Source organism: Bradyrhizobium sp. SOJA106 (assembly GCF_059448745.1).
This window is the reverse complement of the sequence record NZ_CM182549.1, coordinates 4,145,782-4,166,899: the sequence shown is the minus strand read 5'-3', so window position 1 is coordinate 4,166,899 and position 21,118 is coordinate 4,145,782. Positions and strand designations below refer to the sequence as shown.

The 21,118-nt window shown below is 64.9% G+C and carries 22 protein-coding genes; 8 read left to right on the top strand and 14 right to left on the bottom strand.

What is annotated here, in order from left to right; genetic code table 11:
• Positions 1-93 precede the first annotated feature (93 nt).
• The 5 genes from AC5V87_RS19010 to AC5V87_RS18990 form a co-directional block, all read right to left on the bottom strand.
• On the bottom strand, positions 94-1,476 hold the full coding sequence (locus tag AC5V87_RS19010) for an aspartate aminotransferase family protein (RefSeq protein WP_495367445.1): 1,383 nt from the start codon (positions 1,474-1,476) through the stop codon (positions 94-96).
• Between the two features lie 181 nt (positions 1,477-1,657).
• On the bottom strand, positions 1,658-1,825 hold the full coding sequence (locus AC5V87_RS19005; RefSeq protein ID WP_495367444.1) for a hypothetical protein: 168 nt from the start codon (positions 1,823-1,825) through the stop codon (positions 1,658-1,660).
• Between the two features lie 30 nt (positions 1,826-1,855).
• On the bottom strand, positions 1,856-2,419 hold the full coding sequence (locus AC5V87_RS19000) for an isochorismatase family protein (protein WP_456838790.1): 564 nt from the start codon (positions 2,417-2,419) through the stop codon (positions 1,856-1,858).
• A 25-nt stretch (positions 2,420-2,444) separates the two neighbouring features.
• Positions 2,445-3,065 carry a GNAT family N-acetyltransferase gene (locus AC5V87_RS18995; RefSeq protein ID WP_018645421.1) on the bottom strand — a complete coding sequence of 207 codons (621 nt, stop codon included), beginning with the start codon at positions 3,063-3,065 and terminating at the stop codon, positions 2,445-2,447.
• Positions 3,052-3,669, bottom strand: a complete 618-nt coding sequence (locus AC5V87_RS18990) for a hypothetical protein (RefSeq protein WP_456838791.1) — start codon at positions 3,667-3,669, stop codon at positions 3,052-3,054. Before AC5V87_RS18990 ends, AC5V87_RS18995 begins: the two co-directional genes overlap by 14 nt.
• Positions 3,670-3,741: 72 nt before the next feature.
• Between AC5V87_RS18990 and AC5V87_RS18985 the strand changes: the two genes are divergently transcribed.
• Positions 3,742-4,782: a LysR family transcriptional regulator gene (locus AC5V87_RS18985; protein WP_456838792.1), complete on the top strand. Its 1,041-nt coding sequence runs from the start codon at positions 3,742-3,744 to the stop codon at positions 4,780-4,782.
• Positions 4,783-4,798: 16 nt separating this feature from the next.
• Here AC5V87_RS18985 and AC5V87_RS18980 read toward each other — a convergent pair whose 3' ends face one another.
• On the bottom strand, positions 4,799-5,980 hold the full coding sequence (locus AC5V87_RS18980; protein WP_495367443.1) for an autotransporter outer membrane beta-barrel domain-containing protein: 1,182 nt from the start codon (positions 5,978-5,980) through the stop codon (positions 4,799-4,801).
• Between the two features lie 377 nt (positions 5,981-6,357).
• Between AC5V87_RS18980 and AC5V87_RS18975 the strand changes: the two genes are divergently transcribed.
• Positions 6,358-6,564, top strand: a complete 207-nt coding sequence (locus tag AC5V87_RS18975; protein ID WP_084803483.1) for a cold-shock protein — start codon at positions 6,358-6,360, stop codon at positions 6,562-6,564.
• 89 nt (positions 6,565-6,653) lie between these two features.
• Here AC5V87_RS18975 and purN read toward each other — a convergent pair whose 3' ends face one another.
• Both purN and purM read right to left on the bottom strand, forming a co-directional pair.
• A complete protein-coding gene (gene purN / locus AC5V87_RS18970; RefSeq protein ID WP_456838794.1) occupies positions 6,654-7,307 on the bottom strand; it encodes a phosphoribosylglycinamide formyltransferase in 654 nt (217 codons plus the stop codon).
• Positions 7,307-8,380, bottom strand: coding sequence for a phosphoribosylformylglycinamidine cyclo-ligase (gene purM / locus AC5V87_RS18965; RefSeq protein WP_495367442.1), 1,074 nt, complete (start codon positions 8,378-8,380; stop codon positions 7,307-7,309). Before purM ends, purN begins: the two co-directional genes overlap by 1 nt.
• A gap of 156 nt (positions 8,381-8,536) precedes the next feature.
• On the opposite strand from purM, the gene AC5V87_RS18960 reads away from it, so the two are divergent.
• The 4 genes from AC5V87_RS18960 (at position 8,537) to ppx (ending at position 13,746) form a co-directional block, all read left to right on the top strand.
• Positions 8,537-9,079 carry a CDP-alcohol phosphatidyltransferase family protein gene (locus tag AC5V87_RS18960; protein ID WP_456838796.1) on the top strand — a complete coding sequence of 181 codons (543 nt, stop codon included), beginning with the start codon at positions 8,537-8,539 and terminating at the stop codon, positions 9,077-9,079.
• A gap of 122 nt (positions 9,080-9,201) precedes the next feature.
• Complete coding sequence (locus AC5V87_RS18955) at positions 9,202-9,879, top strand: P-loop NTPase family protein (protein ID WP_495367441.1); 678 nt, start codon at positions 9,202-9,204, stop codon at positions 9,877-9,879.
• A 159-nt stretch (positions 9,880-10,038) separates the two neighbouring features.
• Positions 10,039-12,228 (top strand): RNA degradosome polyphosphate kinase, encoded by a 2,190-nt coding sequence (locus AC5V87_RS18950; protein WP_456843354.1) that lies wholly within the window; start codon positions 10,039-10,041, stop codon positions 12,226-12,228.
• 15 nt (positions 12,229-12,243) lie between these two features.
• Entirely contained in the window at positions 12,244-13,746 is a 1,503-nt protein-coding gene (gene ppx, locus AC5V87_RS18945; protein WP_495367440.1) for an exopolyphosphatase, read from the top strand.
• Positions 13,747-13,755: 9 nt separating this feature from the next.
• Here the strand turns inward: ppx and AC5V87_RS18940 are convergent, their stop codons facing one another.
• Positions 13,756-14,616, bottom strand: a complete 861-nt coding sequence (locus AC5V87_RS18940; protein ID WP_495367439.1) for a TerC family protein — start codon at positions 14,614-14,616, stop codon at positions 13,756-13,758.
• A gap of 130 nt (positions 14,617-14,746) precedes the next feature.
• On the bottom strand, positions 14,747-15,169 hold the full coding sequence (gene ndk / locus AC5V87_RS18935; RefSeq protein WP_456838800.1) for a nucleoside-diphosphate kinase: 423 nt from the start codon (positions 15,167-15,169) through the stop codon (positions 14,747-14,749).
• Positions 15,170-15,494: 325 nt separating this feature from the next.
• On the opposite strand from ndk, the gene AC5V87_RS18930 reads away from it, so the two are divergent.
• Positions 15,495-15,746, top strand: coding sequence for a sulfur globule protein precursor (locus AC5V87_RS18930; RefSeq protein WP_456838801.1), 252 nt, complete (start codon positions 15,495-15,497; stop codon positions 15,744-15,746).
• A 176-nt stretch (positions 15,747-15,922) separates the two neighbouring features.
• Here AC5V87_RS18930 and AC5V87_RS18925 read toward each other — a convergent pair whose 3' ends face one another.
• Entirely contained in the window at positions 15,923-16,216 is a 294-nt protein-coding gene (locus AC5V87_RS18925; protein ID WP_456843578.1) for a hypothetical protein, read from the bottom strand.
• Between AC5V87_RS18925 and AC5V87_RS18920 the strand changes: the two genes are divergently transcribed.
• Positions 16,203-18,065, top strand: coding sequence for an ABC-F family ATP-binding cassette domain-containing protein (locus tag AC5V87_RS18920; RefSeq protein ID WP_456838802.1), 1,863 nt, complete (start codon positions 16,203-16,205; stop codon positions 18,063-18,065). The genes AC5V87_RS18925 and AC5V87_RS18920 overlap by 14 nt on opposite strands.
• A 252-nt stretch (positions 18,066-18,317) precedes the next feature.
• Here AC5V87_RS18920 and AC5V87_RS18915 read toward each other — a convergent pair whose 3' ends face one another.
• The 3 genes from AC5V87_RS18915 to AC5V87_RS18905 all read right to left on the bottom strand — a co-directional run bounded on the left by AC5V87_RS18915 (position 18,318) and on the right by AC5V87_RS18905 (position 20,934).
• Complete coding sequence (locus AC5V87_RS18915; protein ID WP_495367438.1) at positions 18,318-18,848, bottom strand: hypothetical protein; 531 nt, start codon at positions 18,846-18,848, stop codon at positions 18,318-18,320.
• Positions 18,849-18,975: 127 nt separating this feature from the next.
• Positions 18,976-19,428: a DNA polymerase III subunit chi gene (locus tag AC5V87_RS18910; protein WP_456838804.1), complete on the bottom strand. Its 453-nt coding sequence runs from the start codon at positions 19,426-19,428 to the stop codon at positions 18,976-18,978.
• Positions 19,429-19,434: 6 nt separating this feature from the next.
• Complete coding sequence (locus tag AC5V87_RS18905; protein ID WP_495367437.1) at positions 19,435-20,934, bottom strand: leucyl aminopeptidase; 1,500 nt, start codon at positions 20,932-20,934, stop codon at positions 19,435-19,437.
• Positions 20,935-21,118 lie beyond the last annotated feature (184 nt).

Below are 21,118 nucleotides of genomic sequence, written 5' to 3'. Positions count from 1 at the left end.
GAGCGCAGCGAGCAATCCAGAATCTTTCCGCGGAAACAGCCTGGATTGCTTCGCTTCGCTCGCAATGACGGAAATCTGACGCGACAGCGCGTTCTACGCCGGCGTCAGCTTCGCCACTTCGCCCTTCATGTCATTCAGGACACCTGATATTGCGGTGACCAGCCCGTCGAGCTGGGCCTTGGTCGTGATCAGCGGCGGGCAGATGGCGATGGCATCCAGCATGTTGCGCGAGATCACGCCGCGCTCCTGGAGCATGCGGCTGGCGATACCGCCCACGGCGCCGGGCGTCGCCGCCGCAGTCTTGCGATCCTTGTCCAGCACAAGCTCGAGCGCTGCGATCATGCCGACGCCGCGGACCTCACCGACCAGCGGGTGGCTCGTGAGCTCGCGTAAGCGGCCCTGCATGTAGCCGCCGAGCTCGGCGGCATGGGCGACCAGGCCGCGCTCCTCGATGATCTTGAGGTTTTCAAGCGCAATCGCCGAGCCGACCGGATGGCCGCCCGCGGTGAAGCCGTGGCCGAGCACGCCGATCTTGTTGCTCTCGTCCGCGATCGGCTCGAACATGCGGTCGTTGAGGATGATCGCCGACAGCGGGAAGTAGCTCGAGGTGATCTGCTTGGAGACCACCATCGCATCCGGCTTGATGCCGTAGGTCTCGCAGCCGAACATTTTGCCGGTGCGGCCGAAGCCACAGATCACCTCATCCGCGACCAGCAGAATATCGTACTTCTTCAGGACGGCCTGGATCTTGTCCCAGTAGGTTGCCGGAGGCACGATGACGCCGCCCGCGCCCATCACCGGTTCGCCGAAGAAGGCCGCGATCGTGTCCGGCCCTTCCTTCTGAATCAGCGCGTCGAGCTCCTCGGCCCGGCGCGTCGCGAAAGCCTCCTCGCTCTCGCCGGGCGCGCCGTCCTTGTAGAAATGCGGCGAGCCGGTGTGCAGGATGTTCCGCAGTGGCAGGTCGAACGAGCGGTGGTTGTTCGGCAGGCCCGTGAGGCTGGCCGAGGCAATGGTGACTCCGTGATAGGCGCGCATCCGGCTGATCACCTTCTTGCGCTGGGGCTGGCCGAGCGCATTGGAGCGATAGGCGATCAGCTTGAGGACGCTGTCGTTGGCCTCCGAACCGGAGTTGGTGAAGAACACCTTGCTCATCGGCACGGGCGCGAGCGCGACCAGCTTCTCGGCGAGATCGATCGAGGGGCCGTGCGATTTGGCGGAAAACGTGTGGTAGAACGGCAGCGCCTGCATCTGCTTGTGCGCGGCCTCGACCAGCCGCTTCTCGTTGAAGCCGAGCCCGACGCTCCACAGGCCCGCCATCGCCTCGAAATAGCGCTTGCCCGCCGCATCGAACACGTAAGGGCCCTCGCCGCGCTCGATCACCAGGGGACCGGCCTGCTGATGGGTGCGCGCATTGGTGTAGGGATGGAGCTGGTAGGCCACATCCCGGGCCTCTTGCGAATTGGGCAGCATGGACATTTGCAGGCATCCTTGAATCGTCACGTCAATCGTCACGTCGCCGCCGGCCGGCGTCGATCACTCGATCATCACGTTACTTGGCTATTGTGGCGAGGCAAGACTTGCAACGCCAATTCGTCGGCAGCCAGCGCTCAGCAGCGTTGCACAATGCCGCACATGCGCGCCGCATCCGGGGCAGCTCTCACGCCGCGCTGTCGTCATCCCCGTCGTCGGCGGCAGCGGCTTCCCTCACCTCGACGAGTGCCATCGAGAGCAGATAGACCGTCGTCGGCAGACCAAGCCGGCGCGCCCGCTCGGCCGCACGCGATAGATCGCTCGCCAGCTCCTTGAGTTCTTCTCCCCGTGACAATGTCCCACCCCATCCGCCGATCGCGGCCGCCTACACCGCAACGGCGCCGCTGGTTCTGATCAGTTCGGCGCTGGGATGAACTGTAGCAAAATTCCCGATGACATTCACTACCGCGTGCTTGTAGGCGACGGCATCGCCCGTGCCCGCCTGCCGGCAAGCCACGGCATCGCCGATCACCTGATAGCGATGGCTGCGGTGAAACCCGTCGATGGCGGTGGCCAGGATGGTCTCGTCAAGCGAAAAGCCGATCAGAACGCAGCGCACATTGCGGATATTGGACATGTAGTCCACGAACCGCGCGGAGCTGTAGGCCGAGGGCAGCGGATGCTCGAACGTCATCTCGCCCGGCCGCGGCCTCGCTTCCTCGATCCAATCGGTCAGTCTGGATGCCGGATTGAACCAGGCCGCCTGCGCGATCCGCTTCAGATGCATCACCGGCTGGAGATTGCTGCGCCACAGGGTGAGCAGTTCCAGGCAGCGTACAGTGGCGGCATCGCCGTCGTGGATGAGATGGCGTCGCCCGGGGGTCAGATATTCGACCTGGAGATCCGCGCAGATCAGGATGGGCGGATCATCGTCAGCAGAGATCGGCATAATCTTGCGCGCAGCTGCACCAGTTTCAGCGATCTGCGAGTGCGAGGTCCCGCAGCGGCGATGTCACCGCCCGCCCCGCGGATGCGTCGAGCACGCCCGGCCGGTCCCAGTCGCCCTCGGGGCGAATGATCACATAGGGATCACTATCGAGCGTGATGGCATCCGGCCCCGGCTCGATCTCCAGCAACATCTCCGTGTAGGAGAAATCGGAGAAGGTGATCTTGCGATTGTGGCCGAGCGGCTTGGCGCCGAAATGGGCCCAGAAATCGACCAGCCGGTCCTGCGCCTGGCCGTAGATCTTGCGGAACCCTTTGCGCTTCACATAGTCGACGCTGGCCTGCACCAGCTTGAACGAGACCCGCGAGCGCCGATATTGGTGCCGCACCGCAAGCCGCTCCACCTTGGCGAAATCGCCGAAGAAGCGAACCCGTAGGCAGCCCGCCGGCTCGTTGCCGACATAGCCGATGAAATGCGCGGCAACCATGTCGTTGCCGTCGAACTCCTCCTCGAACGGACAATCCTGCTCGGCGAGATAGACCGCGGAGCGGATCGCGGTGACCAGCATGAGATCGCTGGGATCGCGCGCGAGACGGATGGTGATGGCGCGGGAGTCGGGCTTGGCGAGAGGAATCCTAGTACCGTGCATCTGCAAAACTCCTTGCGTGATTGATCGCGCCGGGCATGCGCAGCGGCTGCCTGTGCCAGGGGCGCTGGTAGCACCAGAGATCGGGTTGGAAGCTCGGGACAGGTTCGAAGCCTGTCGCCCTCATGATGTCGCGTCCGGCCACGGTTGACGGCTGTGCATAGCAATCGGCGCTGCGAAACCTTAGCTGTCGCAGATGAGCCGCGGCCTTGCCGAGGCCGGTGATGCCACGGCCCCTCGCCGCGATCGCCCAGATGTAGATGGCAGCAGCGTCTTGCTCTGGCGCGGCCAGATAATGCGTCTCGGGCGCGGTCAGGCAGATCTCGTCGAGCAGCAGCGCATCGTGCCCGCGCTCATTGAGGAACAGGAAGGCCATGCCGCCGAGCAGCTTGCCCTTGCGGCTGAACGTCAGGATGCTCTGCGGATCGAAGGCGAGATATCTCGCAAGCTCGGCCGCGCCGATCTCTACGCCCGGCACCAGCCGATGCGCCATCTCCGAAAGCGCCGCAATTTCGGAAAATTTGGCGCAACGGACATCGACGTCCGCGCTTTGCGGCAGCGCGTCGAAATCATGCCTTGCGGCAAACGAGCCCCTTTCCATACTCATGTCGTCCCACTATCGTTCGAAGCCTTCAGCGCCCCGCTACGACATTGAGCTTAGCGGTTGGGGATCAGGAGTATGCAGCAGTTATTGCACCGGGGTGCTGCGATGATGCAGCACCGTGAAGAAGCCCTGGATGCATCCTGGGACGATTTGAAGCTGTTTTTAGCGTGCGCAAAATATAAAAGTTTTCGCAACGCGGCCGAGGAGCTCGGGCTCACCTCCACCACTTTGATGCGCAGGATCGACCGGCTCGAAGAAAGCATCGGCTGCAAGCTGTTCCTGCGTGACCAGAGCGGACTGACGCTCAGCGACGAAGGCACCGCTATGATCGCCGACGTCGCGCACATGGAGCGCCACGCCTTCAACGTCTTCCGCCGCGCCTCGCGCTCGTCGAACGACACCGCGGGCACCGTGCGCGTCGCGGTGACGGAAGGCCCCGGCAATTTCTGGATCCTGCCGCGGCTGATCGACTTCCAGAAGACCTATCACAAGATCACCGTCGACCTGCGCTGCGCGATGGAACAGTCCGACGTGGCGCGGCTCGAATCCGATATCGCGATCCAGCTCGAGCCGCCGACCAATCCCGACCTGATCGTCGCCAAGCTCGGCCGTCTCCACATCTATCCCTTCGTCTCCAGGGAATACGAGACGCTCTACGGCGTGCCGGCAACGCTCGCCGAATTGAAGAACCATCGCATCGTCAAGCAAACCGCGCCGCAAATCGACGACAGCGCCTACGCCCGCATTCTCGGCCTGACCTCGCTCGAAGGCATCGTCGGCATCAAGACCAATTCATCCGTCGGCGCGCTCTATGCGGTCGAACGCGGCGCCGGCATCGGCTTCCTGCCGACCGTATCGATCGCGCTCGGCGCACCGCTCGTTGCCGTCGATCTCGGCGTCAGCCACCACGCCGATCTCTGGCTCACCTATCACCGGGAGTTCCGCAGCTCCGAGCGACACAAGATCGTGGTCGACTGGCTGAAGAGGATCTTCGATCCCAGGACCTATCCCTGCTTCCGCGACGAGTTCATCCACCCGAACGCGCTGGTGCCGATGATGACGGCCGTGCGCGAGGGATTTGGACTGAGCGGTTACGTCGCGGCGACGCCGACGTAACGCCGGCGGAATCGGCTTACCAGCGATATTCGAACCCGGCCGTGCCTTGATGCGAGGTCAGCTCGTTGCGGAACTTGCCGTCGTAATTGACGTAGAGCCGCGCCATGTTGGTCACGCTGAGCGAGGCCGAGGCGCCGGCATCCATGCCGTAGCGGCTTTCGCCGATGCCGGGCACGACGATGCTCTGGGTGCCCAGGCTGACCTGGATCGATCCGAGGTCCTCGTGGAAATTGTCGACGAATTTGCCGTAGGCGGACAGGTCCAGGATCTTCTGGTCGAGGATGAAGTAGCGGCCGATCTCGGCGCCGACCATCACACGCGCGCGTGAGAGCGTGGAGGAACCGACGTTGAGCGGATCGAGGCCGCCGGTCTCCTGGAACGCCGCGCTGGTGGCGCGCACATATTCGACCGCGCCCTTGGGCACGATGCGCATCTGGTCATTGGTCCAGAAGTAGCTGATCTCGGTCAGGGCGCCGTCGACCGCGGCGCGATAGCCCGCAGTCGCAAAGCCGAAGCCGGTATCCCGGCTGGAGCGGACCTTGCCGAAGCCGTGCACCAGCGCGAAAGCCCAGGTCCACGGCCCTTTGTCGACCGAGCCGTTGACGCCGAGCTGCGTCAGGTCGAGCGTTGCGGACTGGAGCGCGAGCGGCACGTCGATGTCGGTGTGGCTCTGGTCGATGGAGAAACCGAGATTGACGCCGGGCGCGATCCGCGCGCCGAGGCCGGCAACGCCGCCGAAGGTCTTGCGCTTGTCGCCGACGAAGTCGCCTTGCGCATCGGTGCGGACCGAGATGCCATAGCCCTCGAACCAGGTGCGGTAGCGCGGATCTTCCGTGCTTGCCGAAGCGCCGCCGCCACCGGAATTGGTGCGGAAGGACCGGTCAACGCCATTGGAGGCTTGGTTGCCCAATCGCTCCAGAAATCCCGAACCGAAATTGAGCATGCTGTTGCCGGCCGACTGATCGTAGTTGGTCGAGGTGGGCATGGGGACAGGGGTCGGCGACGGCGTGGGCGACGGCGTCGGGGTCGGGGTCGGAGTGGGTGTCGGACTTTGCGCGAAGACGGGCGCCGCCGACATCATCACGATCAGCGCGAGCGCCATGACCGCAACGATTTTGGCGACCGCCGCAGCGACCCGGCGGACGCGGTTCGCGCTGCTCGTCTGCCGTGTCCCTGAGGGCTGCGAGGTGCAGCGCATGACGACCAATCCCAAAGCAAAATGGCGGCGCAAAAATGCAACACGATGTGCAGCGCATGATGCGATTTGCGCCGAACTGCCACGGAGGGTCAACCGGAAGGCAACGTCATCGCGAGGCATTGCGCTCAATTGTGGTTCCGCTGCCACAGATTGGAAATAGCGGCTGGCGACAGCCGGCGCGCTCTTGAAATTCGCGCGCGGCTTGCTAACCGGCGATTTTCATGTTGCAATATTGGACACAATCGGAATTGGCCGCTCGGCTGTGCGTTTCGCGACATTGAGATTCAAGACTCGAACAGACTTCCGGAAGCCCGTTTGTGGCGTGGCACGCGAAACAGCGGCCGCGTCTTTTTTATATCTAGTGGAGGAGACTGAGGATGTCGCAAAAGGGCACCGTCAAATGGTTCAACCCGACCAAGGGCTATGGGTTCATCAAGCCGAACGGCGGCGACAAGGACGTATTCGTTCACATCTCCGCCGTCGAGCGCGCCGGACTCTCGACCCTCAACGAGAACCAGGTGGTTGAATATGACCTCGTGGAGAACCGCGGCAAGTCATCCGCGGAGAACCTCAAGGTCTCCTGATGTCTCTCAACGCCAAGCGCGAGAGATCACGACGTTCCCCCGGCTCTGCCGGGGGATTTTGTTTGAGGAGGCGAAACGCGGGTGAAGCTTCAGCCCACCACCGGCGCAACCAGAAAATTCTCCGACGCAGAGCTTCCCGCCGTCTTGCAGACATCGCCCTCGATCTTGACCTTGCCGGTCGCGAGCAGCCGCAACGCTTCGGGATAGATGCGGTGCTCGACCTCGAGGATGCGCTCGGACAGCGTGTCCGCGGTGTCGTGGTCGCTGACGGGCACCGCGCCCTGCATCACGATTGGGCCCGCATCGGTCTCGGGGATCACGAAATGCACAGTCGCACCGGACAGCTTGACGCCGGCGCGCAAAGCCTGGCCGTGCGGATCGAGGCCGGGGAACGACGGCAGCAGCGAGGGATGGATGTTGAGCATCCGCCCATACCAGGCCTTGGTGAACTCGGCGGTGAACAGGCGCATGAAGCCGCCGAGGCAAATCAGCTCGATGCCGTGCTGATCGAGCGCAGCCTGCAGCACCTTCTCGAAGCCGGCGCGGTCCTTGCCGAACGGCTTGCTCTCGATCACCAGCGTGTTCACGCCGGCCGCCTTGGCCCGTTCGAGCCCGAGCGCATCGGCCTTGTTCGAGATCACGAGCGCGATCTCCGCCGGGAAATCGGCCGCAGCAGCGGCCCTGATCAGCGCGGCCATGTTGGAGCCGCGGCCGGAGATCAGGATGGCGACGCGGCGCTTCATCACAGTGCCAGATCGAGATGGCCGTTATAGACGACGCGATGCTCGCCCTCGGCCGGGATTACGGTGCCGAGCTGCGCGACCGTCTCGCCGGAGTCGGTGAAGACCCGCACAACCTCGTCGACCTTGTCGGGCTCGACGATCGCGATCATGCCGATGCCGCAATTGAAGGTGCGCAGCATTTCGAGCTCGGCGATGCCGGCTTGGGCAGCCAGCCATTTGAACACCGGCAGCACGGGCAGACGCGCGAGGTCGATGCCGACGCCGAGATCCTTCGGCAGCACGCGCGGAATGTTGTCGGTGAAACCGCCGCCGGTGATATGGGCGAGCCCCTTCACCGCGCCGGTCTCGCGGATCGCGCGAAGACAGGATTTGACGTAGAGCCGCGTCGGCGTCAGCAGCGCGCCGCCGAGCGTCATCACGGGCGCAAACGGCGCCGGCGCCTCGAAGCCGAGGCCGGATTGTTCCACGATCTTGCGCACCAGCGAGAAGCCGTTGGAGTGCACGCCCGACGAGGCGAGGCCGATCACGGCATCCCCCGCCGCAATGTCCTTGCGCGGCAGCAGCGTGCCGCGCTCGGCGGCGCCGACGGCAAAGCCGCCGAGGTCGTAATCGCCGTCCTGATAAAGGCCGGGCATCTCGGCGGTCTCGCCGCCGATCAGGGCGCATCCGGATTCCCGGCAGCCCTCGGCGACACCCGCGACGATCGAGGCCGTGGCCTCGGGGTCGAGCTTGCCGCAGGCGAAATAGTCGAGGAAGAACAGCGGCTCGGCGCCCTGCACGACGAGATCGTTGACGCTCATGGCGACGAGGTCGATGCCGATGCCGCCATGCAGCCCGGTCTCGATCGCGATCTTGACCTTGGTTCCGACGCCATCGGTGGCGGCGACCAGGACCGGGTCCTTGAAACCGGCCGCCTTGAGATCGAACAGGCCGCCGAAGCCGCCGATCTCGGCGTCGGCGCCGGGCCGCGCGGTGGCGCGCACCATCGGCTTGATCAGGTCGACCAAACGGTTGCCCGCGTCGATATCGACGCCTGAATCGGCGTAAGTGAGGCCGTTTTTGCGGTCGGTCATGCCCGATTTCCAGTGGGTTTGCGGCTGGTTACGTCGAATTCCGGGGATGCGCAATGGCAAGCGTAGCGCCCCGCCCTATACTATGTAGAGATATCAACCGGTTCAGCCTCCCTGGGGGCCGGATTCGAGGTCAGACCGGGTGCCGGGAAGCGCCGCGTGAGTATTCCGAATATCATTACCCTGGGCCGCATCATGCTCGTCCCGGTCATTGTCTGGGCCATCGTGTCCAGCCAGATGGAGGTGGCGTTCGCCGTCTTCCTGATTGCCGGCATCAGCGATGCCGTCGACGGCTTTCTGGCCAAGCGCTTCAACATGACGAGCGAGCTCGGTGCCCTGCTCGACCCGCTCGCCGACAAGGCGCTGCTGGTGTCGATCTACCTCGCGCTCGGCATCTGGGGCGACATCCCGCGCTGGATCGTGATCCTGGTGGTGTCGCGTGACATCATGATCGTCGCAGCCGTGATCGTATCCTGGCTGTTCGACAAGCCCGTCGAGATGAAGCCGTCGAAAGTATCCAAGCTAAACACAGCGGCCCAGGTCTCCTACGCAGCCCTGGTGCTGGCCGCGCTTGCCTTCGGCTTCAAGCCGGCGCCCTATGACATCGTCCTGATGGGCCTCGTTACGGTCTTCACGCTCTCTTCGGTGTCGCTCTACCTCGTCGAGTGGCTGCGGCACATGAGCACGATCGAGGCCAAATGAGTTGGGACAGGTGAGTTGCGGACTTTTCAGTGGGGCCTTGGCCCCGCAAAAGGCCAACTCCCGCTCGATGAAGTCGAATCTCGTCAAACACGGCCGGCGCGCCGGCACGGAGCAAAGCAAGCGTGGCAGGCCGCGTTCATCCCCGACAATTGGCGTTTTCGCTTCCGCATGCGGAGAGCCTCAGCCGGGACAATTTCCTCGAAGGCCCCGCGAATGCCGCCGGTCTCGCCTTGATCGACAGTTGGCCGGAATGGTCGAACCGGATCATGTGGCTGGCCGGTCCCGAAGGCAGCGGCAAGAGCCATCTCGCCACGATCTGGGCCGAAGAGGCCGGCGCGCGCTCGACCACGGCCAATGCGCTGACCGCCGCAGGTGTCCCGGGCGCGCTCGCCACCGGCGCGCTGGTGGTCGAGGATCTCAAGGCCGGGAATTTTGACGAGCGCGCCCTCTTCCATCTGATGAACCTCGCCCGCGAGGACGGCGCCTACATCCTCTTCACCGGACGTGAGATTCCGGCATCCCTCGAGATCGAGCTGCGCGACCTGCGCTCGCGCCTGCGCGCCGTTCCCGTCATCTCGCTGTTCGCTCCCGACGACCAGCTTTTCCGCGGTCTGATCATCAAATTCTGCGCCGATCGCCAGCTCACGGTGGACGAGAGCGTCGTCAGCTATCTCGCCACCCGCCTGGAGCGGTCCTCGGCCGCTGCCCGGCAGGCTGTGGAGCTGCTCGACAGCGAGGCGCTGCGGCTCGGGCGTCCCGTCACGAGGGCGCTGGCCGCCGAGCTGCTGCGGGACGCCTGAGCAGCGCCGGCCGCCCTCGGCCGCCTCAGCCACCCTTGGCCGCTTGACGCGGCGCGGCGGCGGAACATCAATGTCATCGAAACGTCATCGCACTAACACATGCTCCCGCCGGTTTTGCGCATAAGTCGCAAAGAGGCGAATTGGATGGACCGACTTCTCATGGAATCAGCGCAAGCCGTTGAAATTAAAGAAAAAGCCCCTGAGGCCGATGGCCTGCCGGCAATCGCCACGAGGCCCGAGCGGTTCATCAATCGCGAGCTGTCCTGGCTGCATTTCAACCGCCGCGTCCTGGAGGAATCGGTCAATCCCAGCCACCCCATGCTGGAGCGGGTGCGATTTCTGTCGATATCGGCGAATAACCTCGACGAGTTCTTCATGGTCCGCGTCGCCGGCATCAAGGCCCAGGTGCGCGAGGGCATTGCCGAGCGCGCGCCCGACGGCCTGACGCCATCCGAGCAGCTGGCGCTGATCAACCGCACCGTCTCCCAGCTCGCCTCCGACCAGCAGGCGATCTGGCGCGACCTGCGCGGCACGCTGGCCGATGTCGGCATCGTGCTGGTCGACGGCAAGGACGTCACCAAGGCGGAGCGGACCTGGATCGAGGACTATTTCCTCAACAACGTGTTCCCGCTGCTGACGCCGCTCGCGATCGACCCGGCCCACCCCTTCCCGTTCATTCCGAGCCTCGGCTTCACCATCGCGCTCCAGCTGACGCGCGAGGCCGACGGCAAGCAGATGAACGCGTTGATCCGCATGCCCGGCAAGATCGACCGTTTCATCCGCCTGCCGGCCGATGGCAAGGTGCGGCTGATCTCACTGGAGCAGGCCACCAGCCTGTTCATCAACCGCCTGTTCCCCGGTTACAATCTGCACGGCCAGGGCGCCTTCCGCATCATCCGCGACTCCGAGCTCGAAATCGAGGAAGAGGCCGAAGACCTCGTTCGCCTGTTCGAGACGGCGCTGAAGCGCCGCCGCCGCGGATCCGTGATCCGGCTCGAGATCGACGCCAAGATGCCGGAGGAGCTGCGCAACTTCGTGCAGCACGCGCTGTCGGCCGCCGACGACGAGGTGTTCCTGGTCGACGGCGTGCTCGCCATGAACGAGCTCTCGCAGCTCACCCGTCTCGACCGTCCCGACCTCGAATTCACCCCTTACGTGCCGCGCCATCCCGAGCGCGTGCGCGAGCATGGCGGCGATATCTTCGCGGCGATCCGCCAGAAGGACCTCATCGTCCACCACCCGTACGAATCTTTCGACGTCGTCGTGCAGTTTCTGCAGCAGGCCGCGCGCGATCCCGACGTCGTCGCAATCAAGCAGACGCTGTACCGTACCTCCAACAACTCGCCGATCGTGCGCGCGCTTGCCGAGGCCGCCGAAGCCGGCAAGTCCGTCACCGCGCTGATCGAGCTCAAGGCGCGCTTCGACGAGGAAGCCAACATCCGCTGGGCGCGCGACCTCGAGCGCGCCGGCGTGCAGGTCGTCTACGGCTTCCTCGAGCTGAAGACGCACGCAAAGCTCTCGATGGTCGTGCGCCGCGAGGGCGGCAGCCTCACCACCTACGTCCACACCGGCACCGGCAACTACCATCCGGTCACCGCACGTATCTATACCGACCTCTCCTACTTCACCTCCGATCCGACCATCGGTCGTGACGCCGCGCGCGTGTTCAACTTCATCACCGGCTATGCCGCGCCGAGCGATCTGGAGAAGATGGCGGTGTCGCCGCTGACCTTGCGCAAGCGCATCATCGAGCACATCCAGGGCGAGACTGCGCATGCCAAGCACGGCCGTCCCGGCGCGGTCTGGATGAAGATGAATGCACTGGTCGACCCCGACATCATCGACGCGCTCTATGAGGCGTCGCAGGCCGGCGTGCAGGTCGAGCTCGTGGTGCGCGGCATCTGCTGCCTCAGGCCCGGCATTCCCGGCCTGTCCGAGAACATCCGCGTCAAGTCGATCATCGGACGATTCCTGGAGCACGGCCGAATCTACTGCTTCGGCATGGGCCAGGGGCTGCCGAGCGCGAAAGCTGCTGTGTATATCTCATCGGCCGACATGATGCCGCGCAATCTCGACCGCCGCGTCGAGGTGCTGTGTCCGCTGCAAAATCCCACGGTGCATCAGCAGGTTCTCGAACAGATCATGGTCGCCAACCTGAAGGACAATGAGCAGAGCTGGCAATTGTTGCCGGACGGGTCCTCAACGCGTATGAAGGCCGCGAAGGGCGAGGAGCCTTTCAACGTGCACAACTACTTCATGACAAATCCGAGTCTGTCTGGCCGTGGAAAGTCGCTCAAGGAATCCTCGCCGCGCCGCCTCACGCGCCGTAATGAACGTCATCAATCCTGATCCGGGACCGTCGAAGTGAAGCGGCCGCGCAAGCGCGGCTCGAGCGTCGCGGTCATCGACATCGGCTCCAACTCGGTCCGTCTCGTCGTCTATGAGGGGCTGACGCGGAGCCTCATCCCGATCTTCAACGAGAAGACGCTGTGCGGGCTCGGGCGCGAGGTGCAGAGCACCGGCCTGCTCGCGCCCGATGCCGTCGACAAGGCGCTGACCTCGCTCAAGCGCTTCCGCGCGCTGTGCCGCGTGATGCAGGTCGGCCGCGTGTTCGCGATCGCGACCGCGGCCTGCCGCGACGCCTCCAACGGGCCCGACTTCATCGCCAAGGCCGAACGGATCTGCGCGGTGAAGATCGAGATCCTGTCCGGTCCGCGCGAGGCGCGGCTGTCGGCGCTCGGCGTGATCTCCGGCATCCATCTTCCCGACGGCATCGTCGGCGATCTCGGCGGTGGCTCGCTCGAACTGATCGACGTGCGCCGGAACAGCGTGCGCAGCGGCGTGACGCTGCCGCTCGGCGGCCTCGCGCTGCAGGACCTCGCGCACAAATCGCTCAAGCGCGCCGACCGCATCGTGCGCGAGGAGATCGACGAGGTGCAGCTGCTGACCGGTGGACGCGGCCGCACCTTCTACGCCGTCGGCGGCACCTGGCGCGCGCTCGCGCGCATCCACATCATCCAGAGCGGCTATCCGCTCCAGGTGATGCACGGCTACTCGATTCCCGCGGCTGAAGCGCTCGACTTCTCGCGCCGTCTGCGCCGCCTGGCCGCCACCGGCACGCTCGCCGACATCGAAGTCGTCGCCGATGCCCGCCGGCCGCTCCTCACCTATGCGGCGCTGGTGCTCGAGCACATCATCCGCGTGGCAAAGCCGAAGACCATCGTGTTCTCGACCTTCGGCGTGCGCGAGGGCCTGTTGCACGAGAAGCTGACGGAATCCGAGCGCAACAAGGATGGCTTGATTTGCGCGGCCGAGGAGCTGAACCAGCTGCTGTCACGCTCGGCGAAGCATGCCCGCGAGCTGATCGCCTGGACCGATATCCTAGTACGCGTGGTGAAGCTGCGCGAGACGCCGGAGGACCGCCGCCTGCGCCACACCGCATGCCTGCTCTCGGACATCGGCTGGCGCGTGCATCCGGACCATCGCGGCGAGCAGACGCTGAGCCTCGTCGTCAACGCCAATTTCGGCGCGATCACCCACACCGAGCGCGCCTTCGTCGGCCTGTCCGTATTCTATCGCTATGCGGGCCTCAGCGAAGAGAACCAGCCGCCGGCGACGATGCAGGAGCTGCTGACGCCGGCGCAGCTCGAACGCGCACGCCTGCTCGGTGCGGCGTTCCGCGTCGCCCACCTGATCTCGGCGGCACGTCCGGGCGTACTGCCGGCCACGCATTTCCGCAGCCAAGGCCGCAATCTGATGCTGGTGTTCGAGCACCGGCTCGTCGACCTCGTCGCCGACCGCGTCGGCAGCCGCTTCCGCCAGCTCGCCCGCCTGATCGGCCGCAACGGCTCGATCGTGCGGCGGTAGGTCAGAAAGTTATTCAGCCGACGCTTTGGCGTGCCGCTCGGAGGATTCCAGCGCGACCGCGCTCAGGCTGCGCCGGCGCCAGATGGTGCCGACCACCAACACCATGACAACACCGAGCGCCGCGCACAGATATTCACCGCCCGACCCGCCATGGCCGAATTGCAACGGGATGCGCATGCCGGTGAGCATCTTGTCCAGCGAGGCGCCGAGCGGCCCGTCGAACAGCGTGTGCAGCTTCGGCGCGATGCCGGGATCGGTCGCGATCACCTCGCCTGCGATCCAGCCGAGCAGCGCCGCACCGGCCCAGACCAGCACCGGCAGCTTGGCGAGCAGCGCCATGATCAGCGCCGCACCGGCGACGATCAAGGGAACGCTGATGGCAAGGCCGAGGATCAGCAGCGGCACGCTGCCATTGGCCGCGGCGGCGACCGCAATGACGTTGTCGAGGCTCATGACGATGTCGGCGACGACGACGATCTGCACGGCCTGCCACAGATGCGAGGCGGACTCGACGCCCTCCTCGTCCTCGTTTTCGGGCACCAGCAGCTTGGCCGCGATCACGATCAGCGCAAGGCCGCCGACGAGCTTGAGATAGGGCAGCGCCATCAGGCTGGCGACGACGCCGGTGAAGATGATCCGCAGCAGCACGGCTGCGCCAGCGCCGAGGATCATGCCCCAGAGCCGGTGCCGCGGCTTCAGCCCGCGGCAGGCGAGCGCGATCACCAGCGCGTTGTCGCCGGAGAGCAGGACGTTGATCCAGATGATCTTGCCGACCGCAACCCAGAAGGTCGGTTCGGCCATCTCATTGCGGAACTGGGTGAAGAATGCCCCGATCGTAGCGGGATCGAAGATCTGCCAGAGCCAGTTCACAATACGTCCTTTCGCCCCATCGCCTAAAGCATGATCCGGAAAAACTGTGAAGCGGTTTTCCGAAAGATCATGCTCAAACAATAATCCAAAGCGCGACGACTTTTATCGCGCTTTAGGCCGGCTGAAGAGATCAGCCCACGATCTCGTTGCCCGAGAAGAACTGCGCGATTTCGATCGCCGCGGTCTCCGGCGCATCCGAGCCGTGCACCGAGTTCTCGCCGATCGACTTCGCGTAGAGCTTGCGGACGGTGCCCTCGGCGGCCTTGGCCGGATCGGTCGCACCCATCACCTCGCGGTACTTGGCGATCGCGCCCTCGCCTTCCAGGACCTGCACCACAACCGGGCCCGAGGTCATGAACTCGACCAGCTCGCCGAAGAAGGGGCGCGCCTTGTGGACGGCATAGAAGGTCTCGGCTTGTTCCTTGGTCATGCGGATGCGCTTCTGCGCGACGATGCGCAGGCCCGCCTTTTCGATCACGGCATTGACCGCACCGGTCAGGTTACGCGCGGTCGCATCGGGCTTGATGATCGAGAAAGTGCGTTCTAGGGCCATAATCTTGTCCTTGAAGAAGAAAGCGGTGGTTTTCGAGTTGCGGGGCTTATATCGGCGCCTTCGCGTTACGGCAAGCGACCGCCCAAACGGCCGCACAGGCGCTTCGCCGCAGGGCCCGGGCTTCCGAATTCAGCATGGATTACAGCAATTTCACCCAGATGAACCCAATCTGAAACCCCCGTGAGGATTGGGTTCAGCTTCACCGGCGTAAGGTCGAGCCTATCGAAACCGAAGCCTGATCACAAAGCCGATCATTTGGCAGACCGTTTCGGCGGCCCATTCATCGACGCGATAGCCCCGCGCCGGCAGCTTTGAGGAGATCACCATGTTGAGGAAACTTTCGCTTGCCGCTGTCGCCGCGGTCGCGCTGGGTGCCGCGCTGGCACCGACCTCCGCCTCCGCTCATTGGCACGGCGGCTGGGGCTGGCACGGCGGTGGCTGGCACCACGGCTACGGCTGGGGCGGCCCCCGCTTCTATTATGCCCCCGTCTCTTACGGTTATGGCGGCTGCTACGTGCGCCGGCTGGTCCCGACCCCCTGGGGACCGCGCTGGCGGCTGATCAACCGCTGCTACTGAGCCCGACAGCACCTTAAGCCCCAGGTACCTTCCCCAGGGTACCTTCAAGCGAAGCCCCGGCGTTCCCCCCTGCGCCGGGGCTTTGTATTTGCAATTAATACAATTTTTACTAGAATGCCGGGCATGCCCCGCGGCCAGCGAAACAATTTGGGGGCCAAGGACTTGATACCGTGTCTTTACCTTGAGAACACGGAACCTGCGCGATGGTTGGCCCTTCTGCCCATGACTGCGAACAGATTGACCGGCGCACCAGCCGCTCGATTTGCGATGCCGTGGGTGAACGGCTCCAACAGAGCATCCGCCCCGAACCGCGGCTGCCGACGCATCTCGAGCATCTCCTCGACGAGCTGAGGCGGCGCGACCGCGATCCGCATTGATTTGATTCGCGCCGCCTTGGAGTCACTGAGCCACAGAAAAACGGGTTGCGTTCGCGGCGCCTTGCGGTGACAAGGCCGCATGCTTTCCATCACCGATCTCTCCATCCGCCTCGCCGGACGCCTTCTGATTGACCAGAGTTCCGTGCAGATCACGCCCGGCTCGCGCGTCGGCTTGGTCGGACGCAACGGCACCGGCAAGTCGACCCTGTTCAAGGTGATCCGCGGCGAGCTCGCGGCCGAGCACGGCTCCGTGACGCTGCCGCCGCGCTGGCGCGTCGGCAGCCTCGCGCAGGAAGCGCCGAATGGCCCCGAAAGCCTGATCTCGGTTGTGCTCAAGGCCGATCTCGAACGCGACGCGCTGCTTCACGAAGCCGAAAGCGCGACCGACCCGCACCGCATCGCCGAGATCCAGACCCGGCTCGTCGACATCGACGCGCATTCGGCGCCCGCGCGCGCGGCCGCGATCCTCTCCGGTCTCGGCTTCTCCGCCGCCGACCAGCTGCGTCCCTGCGCCGAATTCTCCGGCGGCTGGCGCATGCGCGTCGCGCTCGCCGCGACGCTGTTCGCCGCCCCTGATCTGTTGCTGCTCGACGAGCCCACCAACTATCTCGACCTCGAAGGCACGCTGTGGCTGGAGGATCACCTCGCGCATTATCCGCGCACGGTGATCGTGATCAGCCATGACCGCGACCTGCTCGAAAGCTCGGTCGACCAGATCCTGCATCTGGAGCGCGGCAAGCTCACGCTCTACAAGGGCACCTATTCCTCCTTCGAGGAGCAGCGCGCCGCGCGCGAACTGCTCGATGCCAAAGCCGTCAAGCGCCAGGAAGCCGAACGCGCCCGCCTACAGTCCTTCGTCGACCGCTTCAAGGCCAAGGCCTCCAAGGCCCGGCAGGCGCAGTCGCGCGTGAAGATGCTGGAGCGGCTGAAGCCGATCACGGCGCTGGTCACCGAGGACGTGCGCGAGATCAGCTTTCCCGCGCCGGAAAAGATCCTGTCGCCGCCGATCATCGCGGTGGACAACGCATCGGTCGGCTACGATCCGGCTTCCCCGGTGCTGAACCGGGTGACGCTCCGCATCGACAATGACGACCGCATCGCCCTCCTCGGCGCCAACGGCAACGGCAAGTCGACGCTTGTAAAACTGCTCGCTGGGCGCCTTGCGCCCTTCTCCGGCAAGGTGACGCGCGCGGACAAGCTGTCGATCGCCTATTTCGCGCAGCATCAGCTCGACGAGTTGAACGAGGACGCCTCAGCCTACGATCACGTCCGCAAGCTGATGGGCGATGCGCCCGAGGCAAAGGTGCGGGCGCGCGCCGGCGCGATCGGATTCTCCGGCAAGGCCGCCGACACCAAGGCCGGCAAATTGTCGGGCGGCGAGAAGGCGCGGCTCCTCTTGGGTCTTGCGACTTTCTTTGGCCCCAACATGATCATCCTGGACGAGCCGACCAACCATCTCGACATCGACAGCCGCGCGGCGCTGGCCGAAGCCATCAACGAATTCCCCGGCGCGGTGATTATGGTCTCGCATGACCGCTATCTGATCGAGGCCTGCGCCGAGCGGCTCTGGATCGTCGCCGACCGCACCGTCACCAATTACGACGGCGATCTCGACGAGTACCGCCGTCTGGTGCTCTCCGCGCGCAATGCCGAGCCGGCCGCGCGGGAGCGCATTGCGCCGAGCGAGAAGCCGCAGCGCCCCAGGTCGGACAATCGCGGCTCGCTGAAGAAGCGCATCGCCGAAGCCGAGGCCGAGATCGCGCGCGTCACCGAGATCATCGCCAAGATCGACACCGCGCTTGCCCTGCCCGACATTTTTACGCGCGATCCCAAGCAGGCCGCGCAATTGTCAAAGGCCCGCGCCAACGCCGCCGACGCGCTCGCGCGCGCGGAAGAGCAATGGCTGGAGGCGAGCGCGCAGTTCGACGAAGCGGCGGGCTAGAGCATGATCCGGAAAAGTGCGAAGCGGTTTTCCGAAAAGATCATGCTCAAACAATAACCTAAAGCGCGATCATGATTCGTCCTGATCTCATCGCGCTTTAGCGCGCTTGCTCTCGTGCCCCGGACAAGGCGCGGCGCAAAGCGATGCGCCGCAGAGCCGGGGCCCAGAAATCCGCGCGCAGGCTGAAGCATGGGTCCTGGCTCAGCGGCGCGTCATTTCATGACGCGACGCGTCCGGGACACGAGCATTCACTTACGCCGACTTCTTCTTTGCCTTCGGCTTGGTCGCCTTCGGCACGACCTGCGGCTCGGGATTGCCCTCGATCGAGGACAGGCGGCCGGACGTGAAGGTGTAGATGCCCGCGCGCGGACCGGTCGTCCAGGTCACCACGGCGACGCGGCGGCCGGCGGCATCGTTGGAGAGGTTGACGCTCGAGGGCGCACCGATGCCGCGCACGACATCGCATTCGGTGTGGCCGAGCGCGACCGTGCCGCCGACGGGCGCCGGTGCGGTCGTCGACGCGTTGGCATCGGCAGGTCCCGGAGCCGGCGCCATGCCGGGACAAGCGCCGTCGGCGCTGACCAGATCCTCTGCCGTCACCGGCTTGTCGGGCGTCAGCGGCGGCGACTCGATCGAGATGCTCTTGATGAAGAGGCGCCCCGGCCGCTGGAACCACTCGGCATCCTTCGACAGCAGATCGGTCCCGCCCGAACAGCCCGCGACCAGCGGCGCCAGGACTGCGAGCGCAATTATGAGCGAGCTGGGAAGCTTTTGATGTCGCACGATAAACTAAATTCCCCGCGTGAAGGACGAGCCCTAAGCGTTTGTCCCAACATCACTTTGCGGCACGAAATTGACCAAAGCCAGCCTCGCCCGAAAAGTGCAAATTATCCTTAATTGCGATGCACCGCTAATTCCGGCGCTGCCACCGGCCCCGCTCGTCGGCCTGCCAATAGGTGACATCAAATCCCCGCGCCTTGCAATCCGTCCAGGCGCTGCGCGCAAGCGCCAGGGCATCCGGATCGTCCCCGTCGAACAGCAACACCATCCGCTCATAGCCCTGCGCGTCCTGCGGCAGCGCGGCGTTGTCGATCAGGAAGCGGACATTGGCGCCGTTCGGATTGTCCTCCGCAATCGCCAGTAGGATCGGCTGATCGGCGGCATCATTCACGCGCCATGTCGCGTGCGGCAGGAAGGAATCGTCGCGATAGGTCCATAAATGCGCGTCGAGTGCATCGGCGCGCTCCTCCGACGTCGACTGCACGACCACGCGCCAGCCGCGCTCGAGCGATTTCTCGAGAAGCGGCGGCAACACGCTCTCCACCGTCATGTTTTGCAGATGATAGAACAGCACTTCAGTCATCGTGGATCATTTGCGCTCGTAGTGATCGGCCACCAGGCGATCCAGCAGGCGGACGCCGTAGCCGCTTCCCCAGCTCTGGTTGATGTCGGTCTTCGGCGCGCCCATCGCAGTGCCGGCGATATCGAGATGCGCCCACGGGGTGCCGTCGACGAAGCGCTGCAGGAACTGCGCCGCGGTGATCGAGCCGCCGTGACGGCCGCCGGTGTTCTTCATGTCGGCGAACTGGGAGTCGATCAGCTTGTCATATTCGGGACCGAGTGGCATGCGCCAGACCTTCTCCCCGCTCTCGATACCCGCCGCGAGCAGGCGCTCGGCCAGCTCGTCATTGTTGGAGAACATGCCGGCATGCTCGGTGCCGAGCGCGACCATGATCGCGCCGGTGAGCGTGGCGAGATCCACCATGAATTTCGGCTTGACCCTCTTCGCGACGTACCAGAGCACGTCAGCCAGCACGAGGCGCCCCTCCGCGTCGGTGTTGATGATCTCGATGGTCTGGCCCGACATCGAGGTGACGATGTCGCCCGGCCGCTGCGCGTTGCCGTCCGGCATGTTCTCGACGAGGCCAATGGCGCCGACCACGTTGGCCTTGGCTTTGCGCGCCGCCAGCGCATGGATCAGGCCGACGACGCAAGCCGCGCCACCCATGTCGCCCTTCATGTCCTCCATGCTGCCGGCCGGCTTGATCGAGATGCCGCCGGTGTCGAAGCAGACGCCCTTGCCGACGAAGGCGACCGGCGCATCGCCCTTCTTGCCCCCGTCCCAGCGCATGATCACGGTCCGGCTCGGCCGCGCCGAGCCCTGGCCGACGCCGAGCAGCGCGCCCATGCCGAGCTTCTGCATCGCCTTGACGTCGAGCACCTCGACCTTGACGCCGAGCTTGCGGAGCTGGCTCGCGCGGCGCGCGAATTCCTCGGGGTAGAGCACGTTCGGCGGCTCGTTGACGAGGTCGCGCGCGATGATCACGCCGTCGACGACATGGCCGGCCGAGGCGAACGCCTTCTTGGCCGCACCTGCATCGCCCACCGCGAGCGAGATGTCGGCGCGCAAGCCGCGCTCCTCGCCGTCCTTCTTCTTGGTCTTGTAGCGGTCGAACTTGTAGGCTCGCAGCCGCAGGCCCGAGGCGATCGCTACCGCCTGCTCGCTTGTCATGGCGCCATCAGGCAATTCCGCCATGATGGTCATGGCGGTGGCCTCGGCAGAGAGCTTGCTGGCGGCGACGCCACCGAATTTGAGGAAATCGTTCGCCTTCAGGCTTGCCGCCTTGCCGGCGCCGATCACGACCAGGCGGCTGGCCTTCACCCCCTCCGGCGCCAGGATGTCGAGCGCCGCGCCGCTTTTGCCCTTGAAGCCGGCGGTGGATGCCGCCCGCTTCACCAGATCGGTCGCGCCGCCGAGCGCCTTGGCCGTCGCTGGTCCCAGCTTCAGGAGGTCGTCGCAGAACACCACGAGGATGCCACGGGGGGCGGCAGACAACGGGACGAAGCCGACCTTGATGGCATCGGACATGGGTAACTCCTTCAAAACATCAGGCTTTTCGCCCTTCCTCGACCCCCGGTAAGGGGGCCGGAGCTGAATGGCGATTCACTGCACTGTGCGCACTATGGGCCACCGACGCGGCAGATGCCAAGCCGCGCCGTGGCCGCCCGGCCACAACGGGCGAAATATTAACCATATGTTGAGGGTGCCACGG

Bases quoted from the DNA above. Each gene is read 5' to 3' on its own strand.
- AC5V87_RS19010 (WP_495367445.1), bottom strand. From the start codon at position 1,476: ATGTCCATGCTGCCCAATTCGCAAGAGGCCCGGGATGTGGCCTACCAG.
- AC5V87_RS19000 (WP_456838790.1), bottom strand. From the start codon at position 2,419: ATGCCGATCTCTGCTGACGATGATCCGCCCATCCTGATCTGCGCGGAT.
- AC5V87_RS18995 (WP_018645421.1), bottom strand. From the start codon at position 3,065: ATGCACGGTACTAGGATTCCTCTCGCCAAGCCCGACTCCCGCGCCATC.
- AC5V87_RS18990 (WP_456838791.1), bottom strand. From the start codon at position 3,669: ATGAGTATGGAAAGGGGCTCGTTTGCCGCAAGGCATGATTTCGACGCG.
- AC5V87_RS18985 (WP_456838792.1), top strand. From the start codon at position 3,742: ATGCAGCAGTTATTGCACCGGGGTGCTGCGATGATGCAGCACCGTGAA.
- AC5V87_RS18980 (WP_495367443.1), bottom strand. From the start codon at position 5,980: ATGCGCTGCACCTCGCAGCCCTCAGGGACACGGCAGACGAGCAGCGCG.
- AC5V87_RS18975 (WP_084803483.1), top strand. From the start codon at position 6,358: ATGTCGCAAAAGGGCACCGTCAAATGGTTCAACCCGACCAAGGGCTAT.
- purN (WP_456838794.1), bottom strand. From the start codon at position 7,307: ATGAAGCGCCGCGTCGCCATCCTGATCTCCGGCCGCGGCTCCAACATG.
- purM (WP_495367442.1), bottom strand. From the start codon at position 8,380: ATGACCGACCGCAAAAACGGCCTCACTTACGCCGATTCAGGCGTCGAT.
- AC5V87_RS18950 (WP_456843354.1), top strand. From the start codon at position 10,039: ATGGAATCAGCGCAAGCCGTTGAAATTAAAGAAAAAGCCCCTGAGGCC.
- ndk (WP_456838800.1), bottom strand. From the start codon at position 15,169: ATGGCCCTAGAACGCACTTTCTCGATCATCAAGCCCGATGCGACCGCG.
- AC5V87_RS18930 (WP_456838801.1), top strand. From the start codon at position 15,495: ATGTTGAGGAAACTTTCGCTTGCCGCTGTCGCCGCGGTCGCGCTGGGT.
- AC5V87_RS18920 (WP_456838802.1), top strand. From the start codon at position 16,203: ATGCTTTCCATCACCGATCTCTCCATCCGCCTCGCCGGACGCCTTCTG.
- AC5V87_RS18910 (WP_456838804.1), bottom strand. From the start codon at position 19,428: ATGACTGAAGTGCTGTTCTATCATCTGCAAAACATGACGGTGGAGAGC.
- AC5V87_RS18905 (WP_495367437.1), bottom strand. From the start codon at position 20,934: ATGTCCGATGCCATCAAGGTCGGCTTCGTCCCGTTGTCTGCCGCCCCC.